Here is a 13,808-nt window from a genome sequence, read left to right on the forward strand (position 1 = left end):
GTCCGCCGCTATGGTGGAGCTAACCGGACGGCTGTCCGCTATTGCAAGAACTTAACGGACAGCTGTCCGCTTAGCAAGACCGGGTTTCGGCCAGGGGCCTGGAAGGAGGACGAGTGCAGCACAAGAAGGACGCACCCCAGCGCTCGGACGCACAGCGCAATCGCGAGCGCATCCTGGAAGTGGCACTGGTCGAGCTGACGCGCTGCGCGGACGCCCCGCTGAGCGTGATCGCCAAGAAGGCGGGTGTCGGGCAGGGCACGTTCTACCGCAACTTCCCCAACCGTGAGGCGCTCGTCCTCGAGATCTACCGCTACGAGATGCAACAGGTCGCCGACAGCGCGGCCCAGTTGCTCTGCAGCCGGGAACCCGAGCGGGCACTGCGTGAGTGGATGGACCGCCTCGCCGAGTTCGCCATGGCCAAGGCCGGACTGGCGGACGCGATCCGCCTGGCCACCAGCGCCCCGGGCAGCCAGGCGAAGCCGGGCCACGCCCCGGTGGCCTCCGCCGCCGAACTCCTGCTCCGCGCCAACGAGGAGGCGGGCACGATCCGCCCCGGCGTCACCGCGGACGACTTCCTCCTGGCCATCGCCGGCCTCTGGCAGATCGACCCCCGCGGCGACTGGCAACCGCGGGCCGCCCGGCTCCTGGACCTGGTCATGGACGGCCTGCGCACGGGCGCACCGGGTCGGTGAGAGCCACCGCGCCCGTTTCCGACGGCGCGGTAATTGCGTGGACAGCGCTCCGTCGCGCCCCTCACAGTGGTCGCTCGTGACGAGCAGTGAGCTGTGGACCCGTGCGACCGCCGACCGCTATGACGCCGAGGAGACCGAGATGTCCTCGGCCGCCGTTCTCGGACCGACTCTCGACTTCCTCACCGAACTCGCCGGAGACGGCCGGGCACTGGAGTTCGCCATCGGAACCGGACGCGTGGGCGTCCCCCTCCGGGAGCGCGGCGTGCCGGTGGTGGGCATCGAGCTGTCCGAGCACATGGCGGCGGTACTGCGGCGCAAGCTCGACGAGAACACTCTGCCGGTCGCCATCGGGGACATGGCCACGACGGTCGTCCCGGGCGAGTTCACCTTGGTCTATCTCGTCTACAACACCATCTCGAACCTGCTCACACAGGACGAGCAGGTCGAGTGCTTCCGCAACGCCGCACGTCATCTGGCGCCCGGCGGCCGGTTCGTCATCGAGCTGGGCGTGCCGCCGCTGCGGTTCCTCCCGCCCGGCCAGGTGGCGGTGCCGTTCGACGTCTCCGAACGGCACCTCGGCTTCGACACCTTCGACCTCGTCCAGCAGATTCTGGTCTCGCACCACCTCACCCGCGACGGCGAGGCCGGCCGCTACCGCCGCGGCAGCTCCCAGCACCGGTACGCCTGGCCCGCGGAGCTCGACCTGATGGCCCGGATCGCGGGGCTCGAGCTGGAACGCCGCGTGGCGGACTGGGACGGGACACCGTTCGCCCAGGACTCCAGGAAACACATCTCCGTGTGGCGCAAGCCGGTCTGAGTCCTCACGGCACTCTCACTCCCGCAGACACCACTCGACGAAAGCCCCGATGCTGGGGTCCACCCGCCCCGCCTCGTCCGCCACCGCCGCCGTACAGAAATACCGGACCTCACCGAACTCCAGGTCCATCGTCTTCACCAGGTTCCGCAACCCGAGTCGCTCGCACAGCCACTCCCGAGCCGTATCGCTGTCGTCCGGACTGTCGGGCAGCAGGGCGGGCTGCCCGGCCAACAGGTCCCTCTTGCTTACGGCGACGGCGAGCCGGGCTCTGTCGAGGCGGGTGCCCATGGTGCGTACGGTCTGCACCGAGCGCGAGAACACGTCCTCCGGGTCGAAGTCGAGGCCAGCGTGCGGTCCACCTTCGGACTCGTCGGATCGAGGCGGGTCCAGAACGCGTCCACGGCCATCGGGTCGAGAACGAAGAGGAAGGTACGAGCCTCCCGGACATAGCGCAGCGCGTCGGTCTCCTCCCGGTTGACGAAACCCTCGCCGGCCGTGTCGAAAATGTGCACGAGGCGCTCCGCGCGGCCGCTGCCGAACACGAGCGAGTGGGCCCGGGGCAGCGCCTTCTGGGTGGGGCGGGTGTGACCGTGATCTCCAGGACCTCGTTCAGCACCCGCTGGTTGGCGGTCGACTCCTCCGTGCGGCTCAGGGCGTGCAACTGATCGGTGAGGGCGGTCAGACACTGCCGGGAGGCGGTGTTGAGGGCGACGTAACAGGCACGCCGCTCCTCGGCCTCCCTTGCCCGCGTCTGTGCGCGCTCGGCCCCGCTCCTGCTCGCGCCGTCGGCTGCGCTCGGCCGCACGCTGGGTGAGCAGGGCCGACAGCAAGGTCCCGACCACTCCGACGACCGCCACGATCGGCGCACCCGCACCATCGACGTCCATCGCCCTCACCCCCGTATCGCCGTACACCTCCAGCGAACAGGTGCCGCGCCTCTCCGGGAACCCCACGACCGAGGTCCGCCCGGCCTTCGCCCGGGCCCCGCCCGAGCGGAAGGGTCGCCGCCGTCGTGGTCTCAGTCGGCCGTCTCGTGAACCGCCAACTCCCAGTCGAGCTCCCACACACGTATGCTTCCGGCGACGCTTCCCGAGAGCACGAAGCGGCCGTCGGGTGTCATCGCCAGGCAGGTGACGCCGGTCTCATGGCCGTCCAGCGCACATAGGCGACGCCCCGTGGTGACATCCCAGACGACGGGCGAGGTCCGGAAGCCGCCCGAGACCGCGAAGTCACCCTTTGCGACACCCCACATAAGGTGCCGCACCCGATAGACCACCCCCATCCCACCACGCCCGATCACGTCGGCCACCTCATAGAGGCCGTCGACCACGTCACCGACCCTCCACGTGGACAGCGTCCCAGCGTGCTCCTGCGGCACACCCATGTCGGCCTCCGTGATGTGTGAGCGTGCCTGGTCGGCCTGAGCCACGTAGATGGGCGAGCCGAGCAGTACGGACATGCCCTCACGTGGATCGAAGTCCCCGCCGGGGCTGGTCCCGTGCAGCAGCCGCTTGGCGATGAACTCGACCTTCTGCGCGGGGGCGTCGAGGCGCCGGACCGCCCGGTGCACGGTGGTGAGCGCCGTACGATCGGCGCGGGCGAAGCCGTCATTGACCGCGTCGACGACCAGTTCGTCCTCCAACTCGGACGCCGTGCCCAACTGGCTGAGCATGGTCGGCATCAAGGACGACGAGGCACGGGACTCCGCTACGCCCGGGACCGCGCCCAGCAGGTGCCGGGCGGAGCCTCCGAGCCCCACCACGTTACGGTCGTCCCAGCCACCGAGAAACACCAACGAGGGATCCGCGTCGCCGGGCATCGCTCCCCACCTCATCGGCAGCACACCCGCGAAGAAGCGGCCCGGTTCGTCGACCGACCCGAGATCGCCGTGATCCTTCAGGTGGCGGACGACCCGTTCAAGGCGCGAGAAACGGTCGGCCGCCGACGGCTCGACGGTCCGCTTGGCCGCGACCATTTGCAGGTTCACACCTAACTCGGTCGTGCGCCTCGCCGCGAAGCCTGGGTCGATCTGTGACAGCAGCATGTCCACCTTGCTGTCACTGATGTAGAGGTAGTAACGAAACGACATGGCCACCCCACCGCGGACTCGCCCACACACAGTCGCGCGGACCCCTTCACACCCGAAAACCGAGTATGCCCGCCGCCCTGATCGAGTGGCAGCGATTCGATCAACAAGTCCTCTCGCGCCGGGGGCAGCGGGCAACCTGTCGAGGTTTCCCGCTGCCCCCACGTGCTGACGGAGGTCAGCCTCTCCTCCGGAAGATCAGCCTTCCAGCGGTGGCGGCCGTCCTTCGGGACGACCGAAGACCGCAGCTGCTACTGGCGGGGCCGCTCGAAGGTGAGCAGCAGGCCCTCGACCGCGCCGGGCCCGATGCGGCCCTTGACGTCTGCCGCCGTTATCGCCTTCAGCCCCCAGCCGTCCTCAGCATGCTTGTTGAGGACTTTCTCCAGCTTGTCGGCGTCCAGGGCATCGCCGATCAGCGACTCTCGGAAGGTGACGACCTTGTACTCGTACGTGTAGGGCTGGCTCATGACTGCGGGGTTCTCCTGCCGGGTGGGTGTTGCGGTTGCGGAGCCAGTCAATCATCGTTCGACGCTGACCGAGCGGCGAGGTTCCGCGGTCCGGGACGGCGGCCGGGGCCGGCCTGCGACCACGGCCCCGTTCGGCGCACCACCGGCATGCGCAGGCCGGGGGCTGCGCCCGCGCAATGCCCGAGACGATGAAGCCGAACGGGCGGTCCAACGACGGAAGATGTCCTTCCGTTCACCTCAACGGCCACCAATTGCTGGTCAGATGAGTGTGATCACCGTCATTTCTACGGTCAGGCATTGACGCGTTCACAACGGCACGGATACAAATCGGTGCACCCCCGCACCAATCCAGCCCCTTCTTCCGTGACCCGGAGATGCCGTCTTGTCCTCAGCTTCCCTGTCACAGGCCCCTCGCGTCCTCGTGGTCGAACCGGCCTCCTCGGGCGGCACCACCCTGATCGGCGTCGCCGCCGAGTCGGGACTGCGTGTCGTCGTCGCCAGCGCGGACGCGGGTGACCGCGCCCTCTCCGACGCCGTACGTACCGCCGCAGAGCGGGTGTTGACCGTGGAGACCAACGACCAGGCGGCGCTGGAGGCGGCCGTACGGGAGGAGCACGAGCGGGAGCCGTTCGACGCCGTGCTGGCCGGTTCGGACATCTATGTCGCGGTGACCGCTCGCGTGGCCCACACTCTCGGTCTGCGCGGACTGCCGGTGGACACTGTCGAGCGCGTCCGCGACAAGAGCGTCATGCGGGCCGCTGTGGCCACCGCCGGACTGCGCACCCCGCGCTTCGCCGAGGCGACCAACGAGGACGAACTGCGCGCCGCGGCCGAGCAGGTCGGCTTCCCGTGTGTGCTGAAGCCCGTCGCCTGTTCCGGCAGCATCCACGTCAGCCGTGCCGACACATCGGCCGAGCTGTTCGCCGCCTTCCGACGGTTGGTCACCGACCCGGTGCCCGACATGGGTAAGCTCCACGAACACCGGGTCCTGATCGAGGAGTACGTCGAGGGACCTGAGTTCAGCGCCGACGGATATGTGCGGCACGGCGTCACCACCGTGGTGGCACTCACCCGTACCCTGCTCGGCCCCGAGCCCGACTTCGTCGAGATGGGCCACCTCACCCCGGCCGACGTCGATGACGCCACCCTGAAGACGGTCGAGTCCTACGTGGCCGACGTGGTGACCGCAGTGAACCTCACCTCAGGTCCCTTCCACTGCGAACTCCGGCTGGCCGCCGACGGGCCCGTCCTCATCGAGATCGGCGGCCGGCTGCCCGGTGACCGCATCGTGGAGCTGGTCCGTCTGGTGAGCGGGGTCAGCCTGCCCAAGGTGGCGCTGGCCGACGCGCTCGGCGTGGACCCCACCGACATGGACGCGTTCGCCGAGGCGGAAACCGCGGCCGCCGGCATCCGGTTCTTCGCCGCCGAGAAACTCGCCACCTTCCAGGAGCTGACCGGCTGGCAGCAGGTCACCGCGCTGCCCGAAGTCACCGAGTCCGCACTCTACTTCGCGCCGGGCGACGAGATCCCGGTCGCCCGGGACTGCCGCTCCCGGCTCGGCCACGCCCTGTTCACTGCCGACTCCCCGGCCCAGGCGCTGTCCCGCTGGCGGGACCTCGGCGACACCGTCACGCCGAGCTGACCCATGAACGATCACACAGACACACACATACTCGACTACGTCGCGGTTGGCGTCGGTCCGGCGAACATGAGCCTGGCCGCCCTGGCCCATCCGATCGACGGCCTGCGCACCCTGCACCTGGAACGCCGGGAGAGTTTCTCCTGGCATCCCGGCCTTCTGCTGCCCGAGGCCACCCTCCAGGTGTCCCCGCTGAAGGACCTGGTCACGCTCGTCGATCCGACCAGCCCTTTCTCCTTCCTGTCCTTCCTCGCCGCGCACGGCCGCCTCTACCGGTTCCTCGCCGCCCAGTTCCCCGCCGTCCTGCGCGCCGAGTTCAACCAGTACCTCCAATGGGTCGCCGGACGACTGCCCGCCCTCGTCTTCGGCGCCGAGGTGCGGGAGGTCGATTTCCACTCAGGCGCCTTCCGGGTGCGCACGGCCCACGGCGAGTCGGCCGCCCGGCATCTCGTGCTCGGCACCGGCCCGACCCCGAACGTCCCCGTGCAGTTCCGGGAACACCTCGGCAAGACGGTCTTCCACTCCGGCGAGTTCCTGCCGCGGCTGCCCGACGTCACCGGCCTGCGGGTCGCGGTGGTGGGCGGTGGCCAGAGCGGCGCCGAGGTGGTGCGCCACCTCGCCGCCGCCCCGGCCGCTCCCGCCACGATCACCTGGATCAGCCGGCGCCCGTCGTTCCAGCCCATGGACGACTCACCGTTCGCAAACGACCTCTACACCCCCGACTACGTACGCCGCTTCCACGCCCTGCCCGACGACGAGAAGGCCCGGCTGCTGGAACTGCAGACGCTCACCAGCGACGGCGTCGATCTGCCCATCCTGCGCGACATCCACCAGCTGAGCTACCGGGCGGACTTCCTCGACGGCACCCCCGGCCGACTCCGCTTCCTGCCGGACACCGACGTCACCGCGTTCGACGGCACGGACGGCGAATGGAAGCTGACCCTGAACGGGCGCGGGGGTGACACACCGGCCGTGGTCGGCGCGGACATCGTGGTGCTGTGCACCGGATACGGCTACCGGATCCCCGACTTCATGGCTCCGCTGCTGCCCCGGCTGCACCGGACCGGCCAACTCCTGGACGTCCAGGAGGACTTCTCCGTCGCCTGGGACGGGCCCGACGGGCATCGCATCTACCTCCAGAACGGCGCCCGGCATGCCTGGGGCGTCGCCGACCCCAACCTGAGCCTCATCGCCTGGCGCAGCGCGGTCATCCTCAACAGCATCCTGGGCGAAACGAGGTACCCGGTATGACCACGGCTCCCACCCCGCACATCCCCTTTCTCCCGGCCGAGGTCGAGGAGGACGGGGTCACGGTCGCCGACGCGGACCTGGCCAACTCCGCCATTCCGCGGGCACCGTTCAAGATGGCCAGGTTCACCGTGCCCGCCGGGGGAACCAGTTCGCCCGACGTGCACGCGGTCCAGGAGATCTGGGTCGTCCAGGCGGGCATCGGCACCCTGGTCGTCGACGGGACGCACACCGTGCTGCGCGCCGGATCGGTCGTCGGCTTCCCCTCGCACGCCGTGCACGAGGCCTTCGCCGACCAGGGCGAGGACCTCGACATCCTCTCGCTGTGGTGGGACGCGCCCGATGCGTGACACCTCATCGACCGGCCCCCACGACCTCGCCGTCGTCGGCACCGGCGTCATCGGCGCCCTCACCGCCTACTACGCCTGCCTTCGCGAGCCCGGTCTGCGCATCCTGCTGGTGTCCCACGGCTCCCGCGCACACGGCGCGACCGCCCTGTCGGCAGGCTTCGACACGCTGACCGGGCGCGACGCAGAGCAGCGCGAACTGGCCCTGCGCAGCACCAGGTTGTTCGACAAGCTGGCCGGGGAACTGCCCGGACTGCCACGCCGGCGCCTGGCCGTGCACTGGGTCGTCGACCGCACGGGTGCGGCCGCCCTCGACGCCACCCTCGCCGACGGCAGCCGCACCACGCCCGTCGCCGAGGGAGACCGCCAGGCGCTGGGCCAGGTCTTCCCCGGCCTGCGGGTCGGCGGCGACCAGGTCCTGCTGTCCTCCGCCCCCATGGCGGTCGGCGCTCCCCGGGCCCTCGCCGACCGGCTCCTCGACCACGTTCTCGGCCGCCCTGGCAGCATGCTCGCCGAGGGCTTCCGGGTCACCGGGATCCGCCGCGACGGCTGTCGGCTGGAACTCACCGCCGCCGACGGCTCCGTCCTCACCACACGCCGGGCCGTCGTCGCCCCCGGCCCCTGGGCACTGGACGGACCCGTCGCCGACGCGGCCCGAGCCCGCGGCGCCCGGGTGAAGAAGGTGGTGGCGTTCCATGTCCTCACCCCTCCCCCGCCCGGGGCCCCTGCCCTCGTGTTCGAGGACGACGACGCGTTTCTGCTGCCGGACGAGCCGGGCGGCCGCTGGATTCTCAGCATCACCTCGCCGGACTGGGACCGAGGCCCCGACGGCCCGTCGGCCATCGGCCCGCACGACCGCGCCCTCGCCCTGGCCCTCCTCGAACGTCACGTGCCGGGATTCGTGCCCCACCTGACCGGGGGCCGTGTCTTCAGTGACTGCTTCACGCCCGGCCATCTGCCCGTCGTGGAAACCGCCGGCGACCCCGACGTCGTCATGGCGATCGGCGGCTCGGGCTCCGGCTACCGGCTCGCCCCCGCCCTGGCCGAGCACGCCCTCACCTTGCTGTACGGGAGAACCACCGCCCCATGAGCGCCCTGCTGACGACCGGGACCCACACCCCCCGGCACTATCTGCTCGTCCCGCCCGAGGCCACCCCCAACGGCCCGCTCCACCTCGGCCACATCGGCGGCCCGTTCCTGTGGTCCGACATGATCGCCCGCCATCTGCGGGTCCGGGGCGATCTGCCCCTGGTGATCACCGGCAGCGACGTCTACGAGTCGTACGTCACCCTGCGCGCCCACGCGGAGGACTCCACACCGGCCGAGGTCGCCGCCCGCTACGGGCGGCGCATCCAGGACGACCTCGCGGCCATGGACATCGGCATCGACGCGTTCATCACCCCTGATCAGGAGCCGTGGAAGGAGCAGTTCGAGGCCGAGGTCACCGCCTGCCTCGCCCGCCTGGACGAGCGCGGCGCCGTACTCACCCGCACCGAACGCGTCCCCTACTGCGCCGACTCCGGCCGCTGGATCGTGGGCGGCTGGCTCCAGGGCCGCTGCCCCGAGTGCGGGGCCGGCGTGGCCAGCTACTTCTGCGAGGAGTGCAGCGCGCACTTCCTCCCCGAAGCCGTCCTCGACCCCCGTCCGCTGCTCGACGAGGGCCCGCTGACCTGGCGGGAGATCACCAGCCGCTTTCTCACGGTGCCCGCCACCGGCGTCCTGGACGGTGTCCTGGCCGAGCGGGGCATCGCCTGCGGCTACCGCGACACCGTGGCCCGCTTCCTGGACCGGGACGGCCTCACCATCCGGCTCACCGCGCCCCAGGAGTGGGGCCTGGCCCTGTCCGCGCCCCAACCCGGTGTGCCGCACGCCCTGTTCCCGTACGCCGGCATCCTGATGTTCGCCCGGCTGGCCGGCGCCGTGCACGGACAACTGTCCGGCACCGGCGTCAACGCGTTCGACCCGGACTCGGGCGTCACCACCATCACCACCCTGGGCATCGACAACGTCATCCCCACCCTGGTCGGCATTGTCGGCACCAGCCTCCTGCACGGAGGCATGAAGCCGTACGACCGCTGCCTGATCAACCACTTCTACCAGCTCGCCGGCCGCAAGTTCTCCACCAGCGCCCGGCACGCGATCTGGGCCGCCGATGTGGCCGCGGCGCCGGCGCTGGACGTGGACGCCGTCCGCTACCACCTGGCCCGGGCGGACCTGGAGGCCGGTCCGGCCAGTTTCGACCCGGAGGACTTCCTGGCCACCGCCCGCGGCACACTCGCCGCCGACCTCGGCAAGCGGATCGCAGAGGCCTTCCGGACCCTGGCGCCGACCGCTCCCGCCACACCGTCCACCGCCCTGACGGCCCGTCTGGACGCCCTCCTGACAGAGCAGTCCGTCGCTCTGGACGGCACCCGGATCTCCACCCGCCGCGCTGTCGACGCCTTCGACGCCTGGGCCGCCGACACCGCCGCCGGCGAGGTGGGCGCCTATTGGTGGCTGAAGGGCCTCGCCCTCCTCGGCTTCCCCGTCATGCCCCGCCTGGCCGCGCGGATATGGCACCTGCTGGGCGGTACGGGCGAGCCGCGCGCCCGCACCTTCCACGCCGCCACCCGGCCCCTGCCCGGCGTCCAGACCCAGATCCCGACCCTGTCGCGGCCCGAGGCGGCGGACCTCGCCGCCTGCCTGCCCGCGACCCTGCGCCCGGAGAACCGAACGTGACCGACGCCCCCCTGTACGTCGTCCTGAACCGCTCCGGCGACGAGTTCGGCGAGTACCACCGTTTCCTCGACGGCGCGCCCGCCCGGATGGTCTACCTGACCACGCCCGGCGGTCTACCCGCGCTCGACCAGGACGGCGCAACCGAGCTCCATGTCCTGGACAGCCTCGCCCACGACGACCTGCTGCCCCTCGTCCGGGCCGTCGTGGACCGGCACGGACGGCCCGCCGCGGTCTTCGGGCAGTCCGAGTACGACATCCTCACCGCGGCCCGGCTGACCGCCGACCTCGGTGTCACCGGCGGTTACGGCCTCGACCTGGTTGGCCGGTTCAAGGACAAGCCCACCATGAAGCAGGCCGTCGCCGAGGCGGGCGTACGGGCGCCCCGCTTCCGCGACCTGGACGACGCCCCCGACGCCGATACTCTCCTCGCCGACCTCGGCGAGGAGTTCCCGCTGGTCCTCAAGCCCCGCTCGGCGGCCGGTTCGCAGGGCGTCCAGGTGGTCCGCACGCGAGCGGAACTGGCGGCGGCACTCGACGGCCTGGACCCGCGCGACTACGAGTGCGAGGAATACGTCGACGGTGACGTCCTGCACGTGGACGGCGTATACCGCGCGGGCGCCCGCCACTTCGCCACCGCCTCCCAGTACGTCAACACCTGCCTGGACTACACCCGTGGGCTGCCGCTCGGTTCGGTCCTGCTGGACGACGGCCCGGAGCGCGATCGGGTCACCGCCTTCGCGGACGACTGCCTGCGTGCCCTCGGCCTGGCCGACGGAGCCTTCCACCTGGAGGTCATCCGGCGCCACGACGGCGAACTCGTCTTCCTGGAAGTCGGGTTGCGCCCCGGTGGCGCCCAAGTGCCTTTCCTGCATGCCGACCTGCATGGCATCGACCTGTTCGCCGAGGCCTTCCGCGCCGCCATCGGCCTGCCCCCGCTGTGGCACGGCTCCCACGAGCCCGCCGCAGGGGGCTGGCTGATCTACCCGGCACCCGACCGGATTCCCGCCCGGATCAGCGACCGTTCCGACGCGCCTGACGGCGTCGCCGAGCTGTATCACTATGAACTCCCCGCCGTCGGCAAGGTGTTCACCACTCCCGGCAGCTACGACGAGGGAACCGGCATCTTCCGCTTCCGCGGCGCGGACGCAGCGTCGGTCCATCGGGCCGTGCGGACGGTGCTGGGTGAGTACCAGGTACGAACGGAGCCTCAGGGCCACCCGGCGGCCACGCCCGGGCGGCACGATGGCTGACCCGCACCCCTCGGGCGTCCTGCGCGACTGGATCCGGCAGACGGTACCGGCCCCGGGGGCCGCCCGTCGGCTCGGGCTGCTCACCCTCATCCAGTCCGTCGGCCTCGGGGTCTTCATCACCGCCAGCGCCGTGTTCTTCACCCGCACGATCGGCATTCCCGCCCAGCGCGTCGGCCTCGCCCTGTCCGTCGCCGGGCTGTGCGGCCTCCTGTGCACCGTACCGATCGGCCGACTGGCCGACCGCCTCGGCCCACGCCCCGTGCTGATCGCGAACTTCCTGCTGGCCTCGGCCTGTTTCGTCGCCTACTGCCTGGTCCGCGGCTTCGCCGAGTTCATCGCCCTGGCCTCGGTCGTCGCCGTGCTGGAGACATCGGCGGGCGGCCTGCAGGCCTCGCTGACGCACGCCCTGATGGGCGGGGACGAACGGGTGCGGGTCAGCGCGCAGATGCGCAGCCTGTTCAACCTGGGGTTCCTCGGCGGCGCCGCGCTGGCCGGGATCGCGCTCTCGGTGGGCACGCCGGCCGCGCTGTACGGCACCGTACTCGCCAACGCGGCGCTCCAACTGGTCTCGGTGGCCGTCCTGTGGTCGACGCGTCCCGCCCGGACGGCGGACCCGTCCGTGCCCGCCGACGAGACCCCGGCTGCCGACGAGATCCCGCGCCTGTCCCGCAACTCGGCCCTGCGCGACGTCCGTTACGTCGCCGTCGCCCTCGTGTGCGGTGCGCTGGAGCTGTACCACCCGCTGCTCACCGTCGGCCTTCCGCTGTGGATCGTCACCACCACCCACGCGCCCACGCCGATGGTGTCCGGCATCCTGATCCTGGACACCGTCCTCGTCCTGCTCTTCCAGGTCGCCGTCAGCCGGAACGCCGAGACACCCGCCGCGGCCGCCCGGATGCTGCGCCGGGCCGGCCTCTGGCTCGCCCTCGCCTGCCTGGTGTTCCCGCTGAGCGCCGGCCGCGGCGCCGTGCTGGACTCGGCCGTGCTGCTGGGCGGTGCGTCGGCACTGATACTGGGCGAGCTGTACCAGGCCGCCGCCGGCTGGGGTCTGGCCTTCGGGCTGGCCCCGGCCGGCCGCCAGGGCGAGTACCAGGCGGTGTTCTCCCTCGGACGCGGCCTGCAGCAGTTCGCCGGTCCCTGGCTGATGACCTCGCTGGTGGCCGGTACCCACGGCACCGGCTGGCTGGTCCTGGCCGCCCTGTTCGTCGCTCTGGGCCTGCTGGCCCCGCCGCTCGTCCGCGCCAGCGGACGCTCCGGCGACCACCGCGCCCCGGTGACCACACCCTGAACCCTCCACCCGCTCTCCGGGCCGGTGCTTTCCACCGGTCCACCGCACCACACGTTGGGAACGAACCAGCATCATGACCGTGATACGACGGCACGACCCCGAGGCCCGGGGCTTCGCCAGCGACAACTACGCCGGTGTGCACCCCGAGATACTCCAGGCCATCGCCGAGGCCAACGGCGGCCACCAGACCAGCTACGGCGACGATGTCTACACCGAGCGCCTCCAGGAGGTCTTCCGGGACCACTTCGGCCCCACCGCCCATGCCCACCCCGTCGTCAACGGCACCGGCGCGAACGTCGTCGCCCTGCAGTCCATGACGAGCCGCTGGGACGCCGTGGTCTGCGCGGAGTCGGCGCACATCAACGTGGACGAGTGCGGCGCGCCGGAGAAGGTCGGCGGGCTCAAGCTGCTCACCGTGCCGGCCTGGGACGGCAAGCTCACCCCCGAGCTGGTCGACCGGCAGGCGTGGGGCTTCGAGGACCAGCACCGGGCCCGCCCCCGGGTGCTGTCCATCACCCAGTCCACCGAGGTGGGCACCTGCTACACCCCCGAGGAGATCCGCGCCCTGTGCGACCACGCCCATGGGCTCGGTCTGCTGGTCCACCTGGACGGAGCCCGGCTGGCCAATGCGGCCGCCACCCTGGGCGTGTCGCTCGCGGCCCTGACCATCGAAGCGGGCGTCGACGTGCTGTCCCTCGGCGGCACCAAGAACGGCATGCTGTTCGGGGAAGCGGTCGTCGTCCTCAACCCGGAGTCGGTGCGGGGCATGGCGCACATCCGCAAGTCCAGCATGCAACTGATCTCGAAGATGCGGTTCCTGTCGGTCCAGTTCGAGGCGCTGTACGGCGGCGACCTCTGGCTGCGCTCCGCCGCCCACGCCAACGCCATGACCCAGCGCCTGTACACGGCGGTACGCGACCTGCCCGGTCTGTCGATCCCGCGTCCGGTGCAGGCCAACCAGATCTTCGCGGTGCTCCCGGCCGCGGTGACCGAGCGCCTGCGCAAGCGTTTCCGCTTCTACGTGTGGGACGAGCAGGTCGGCGAGGTGCGATGGATGACGTCGTACGACACGACCGAGGAGGACGTGGACGCGTTCGCCGCCGCCATCGCGGAGGAACTGACGGCGGGCTGACCGCCCCGGCGCCGACAGGCCGGACAGAAGGCGAGGGGCCGAGCCGGGCAGATCGCTCCCCGATGGCCGGACAAGCACGCGAAGCTCCGGGCGGACAGGTTGTTCCTGGTCGACAACCCCATCC

At 71.1% G+C, this 13,808-nt stretch carries 13 protein-coding genes and 1 pseudogene; 10 read left to right on the forward strand and 4 right to left on the reverse strand.

Features of this window, described 5'->3' with window-relative positions; all coding sequences use genetic code 11:
• Positions 1–113: 113 nt before the first annotated feature.
• Positions 114–692 (forward strand): TetR/AcrR family transcriptional regulator, encoded by a 579-nt coding sequence (locus ACFYX0_RS04845; protein ID WP_388966343.1) that lies wholly within the window; start codon positions 114–116, stop codon positions 690–692.
• 76 nt (positions 693–768) lie between these two features.
• The gene (locus tag ACFYX0_RS04850) at positions 769–1,509 is read left to right on the forward strand and encodes a class I SAM-dependent DNA methyltransferase (protein WP_388966345.1); all 741 of its coding nucleotides are present in this window, start codon (positions 769–771) and stop codon (positions 1,507–1,509) included.
• Between the two features lie 15 nt (positions 1,510–1,524).
• On the opposite strand, the gene ACFYX0_RS04855 is transcribed toward ACFYX0_RS04850, so the two are convergent.
• The 4 genes and pseudogenes from ACFYX0_RS04855 to ACFYX0_RS04870 all read right to left on the reverse strand — a co-directional run bounded on the left by ACFYX0_RS04855 (position 1,525) and on the right by ACFYX0_RS04870 (position 4,062).
• The gene (locus tag ACFYX0_RS04855) at positions 1,525–1,830 is read right to left on the reverse strand and encodes a hypothetical protein (protein ID WP_388966516.1); all 306 of its coding nucleotides are present in this window, start codon (positions 1,828–1,830) and stop codon (positions 1,525–1,527) included.
• A 283-nt stretch (positions 1,831–2,113) separates the two neighbouring features.
• Positions 2,114–2,396 (reverse strand): annotated as a pseudogene (locus tag ACFYX0_RS04860) (hypothetical protein); the annotation flags it as partial.
• 131 nt (positions 2,397–2,527) lie between these two features.
• The gene (locus tag ACFYX0_RS04865) at positions 2,528–3,598 is read right to left on the reverse strand and encodes a DUF7019 family protein (protein ID WP_388966348.1); all 1,071 of its coding nucleotides are present in this window, start codon (positions 3,596–3,598) and stop codon (positions 2,528–2,530) included.
• A 248-nt stretch (positions 3,599–3,846) separates the two neighbouring features.
• Positions 3,847–4,062: a DUF4177 domain-containing protein gene (locus tag ACFYX0_RS04870; RefSeq protein ID WP_311699237.1), complete on the reverse strand. Its 216-nt coding sequence runs from the start codon at positions 4,060–4,062 to the stop codon at positions 3,847–3,849.
• Between the two features lie 382 nt (positions 4,063–4,444).
• Between ACFYX0_RS04870 and ACFYX0_RS04875 the strand changes: the two genes are divergently transcribed.
• The 8 genes from ACFYX0_RS04875 (at position 4,445) to ACFYX0_RS04910 (ending at position 13,684) form a co-directional block, all read left to right on the forward strand.
• A complete protein-coding gene (locus tag ACFYX0_RS04875) occupies positions 4,445–5,704 on the forward strand; it encodes an ATP-grasp domain-containing protein (protein WP_388966351.1) in 1,260 nt (419 codons plus the stop codon).
• A gap of 3 nt (positions 5,705–5,707) precedes the next feature.
• Complete coding sequence (locus ACFYX0_RS04880) at positions 5,708–6,952, forward strand: lysine N(6)-hydroxylase/L-ornithine N(5)-oxygenase family protein (RefSeq protein ID WP_388966354.1); 1,245 nt, start codon at positions 5,708–5,710, stop codon at positions 6,950–6,952.
• A complete protein-coding gene (locus tag ACFYX0_RS04885; RefSeq protein WP_388966357.1) occupies positions 6,949–7,299 on the forward strand; it encodes a cupin domain-containing protein in 351 nt (116 codons plus the stop codon). Before ACFYX0_RS04880 ends, ACFYX0_RS04885 begins: the two co-directional genes overlap by 4 nt.
• Positions 7,292–8,386, forward strand: a complete 1,095-nt coding sequence (locus ACFYX0_RS04890; protein ID WP_388966360.1) for an NAD(P)/FAD-dependent oxidoreductase — start codon at positions 7,292–7,294, stop codon at positions 8,384–8,386. Before ACFYX0_RS04885 ends, ACFYX0_RS04890 begins: the two co-directional genes overlap by 8 nt.
• Positions 8,383–10,014, forward strand: a complete 1,632-nt coding sequence (locus ACFYX0_RS04895) for a class I tRNA ligase family protein (RefSeq protein WP_388966363.1) — start codon at positions 8,383–8,385, stop codon at positions 10,012–10,014. The genes ACFYX0_RS04890 and ACFYX0_RS04895 overlap by 4 nt, the downstream gene beginning before the upstream one ends.
• Positions 10,011–11,264, forward strand: a complete 1,254-nt coding sequence (locus ACFYX0_RS04900) for an acetyl-CoA carboxylase biotin carboxylase subunit family protein (RefSeq protein ID WP_388966365.1) — start codon at positions 10,011–10,013, stop codon at positions 11,262–11,264. Before ACFYX0_RS04895 ends, ACFYX0_RS04900 begins: the two co-directional genes overlap by 4 nt.
• Positions 11,257–12,552 carry an MFS transporter gene (locus ACFYX0_RS04905; RefSeq protein WP_388966368.1) on the forward strand — a complete coding sequence of 432 codons (1,296 nt, stop codon included), beginning with the start codon at positions 11,257–11,259 and terminating at the stop codon, positions 12,550–12,552. The genes ACFYX0_RS04900 and ACFYX0_RS04905 overlap by 8 nt, the downstream gene beginning before the upstream one ends.
• A gap of 73 nt (positions 12,553–12,625) precedes the next feature.
• Positions 12,626–13,684, forward strand: coding sequence for a threonine aldolase family protein (locus ACFYX0_RS04910; protein WP_388966371.1), 1,059 nt, complete (start codon positions 12,626–12,628; stop codon positions 13,682–13,684).
• Positions 13,685–13,808 lie beyond the last annotated feature (124 nt).

Source organism: Streptomyces sp. NPDC002573, from assembly GCF_042889625.1.
Taxonomy (GTDB): domain Bacteria; phylum Actinomycetota; class Actinomycetes; order Streptomycetales; family Streptomycetaceae; genus Streptomyces; species Streptomyces gibsoniae.

What these genes read in the sequence shown, in the direction of transcription:
- ACFYX0_RS04865 (WP_388966348.1), bottom strand. Translation starts at nt 3,598, where the DNA reads ATGTCGTTTCGTTACTACCTCTACATCAGTGACAGCAAGGTGGACATG.
- ACFYX0_RS04870 (WP_311699237.1), bottom strand. Translation starts at nt 4,062, where the DNA reads ATGAGCCAGCCCTACACGTACGAGTACAAGGTCGTCACCTTCCGAGAG.
- ACFYX0_RS04880 (WP_388966354.1), top strand. Translation starts at nt 5,708, where the DNA reads ATGAACGATCACACAGACACACACATACTCGACTACGTCGCGGTTGGC.
- ACFYX0_RS04885 (WP_388966357.1), top strand. Translation starts at nt 6,949, where the DNA reads ATGACCACGGCTCCCACCCCGCACATCCCCTTTCTCCCGGCCGAGGTC.
- ACFYX0_RS04890 (WP_388966360.1), top strand. Translation starts at nt 7,292, where the DNA reads ATGCGTGACACCTCATCGACCGGCCCCCACGACCTCGCCGTCGTCGGC.
- ACFYX0_RS04895 (WP_388966363.1), top strand. Translation starts at nt 8,383, where the DNA reads ATGAGCGCCCTGCTGACGACCGGGACCCACACCCCCCGGCACTATCTG.
- ACFYX0_RS04905 (WP_388966368.1), top strand. Translation starts at nt 11,257, where the DNA reads ATGGCTGACCCGCACCCCTCGGGCGTCCTGCGCGACTGGATCCGGCAG.
- ACFYX0_RS04910 (WP_388966371.1), top strand. Translation starts at nt 12,626, where the DNA reads ATGACCGTGATACGACGGCACGACCCCGAGGCCCGGGGCTTCGCCAGC.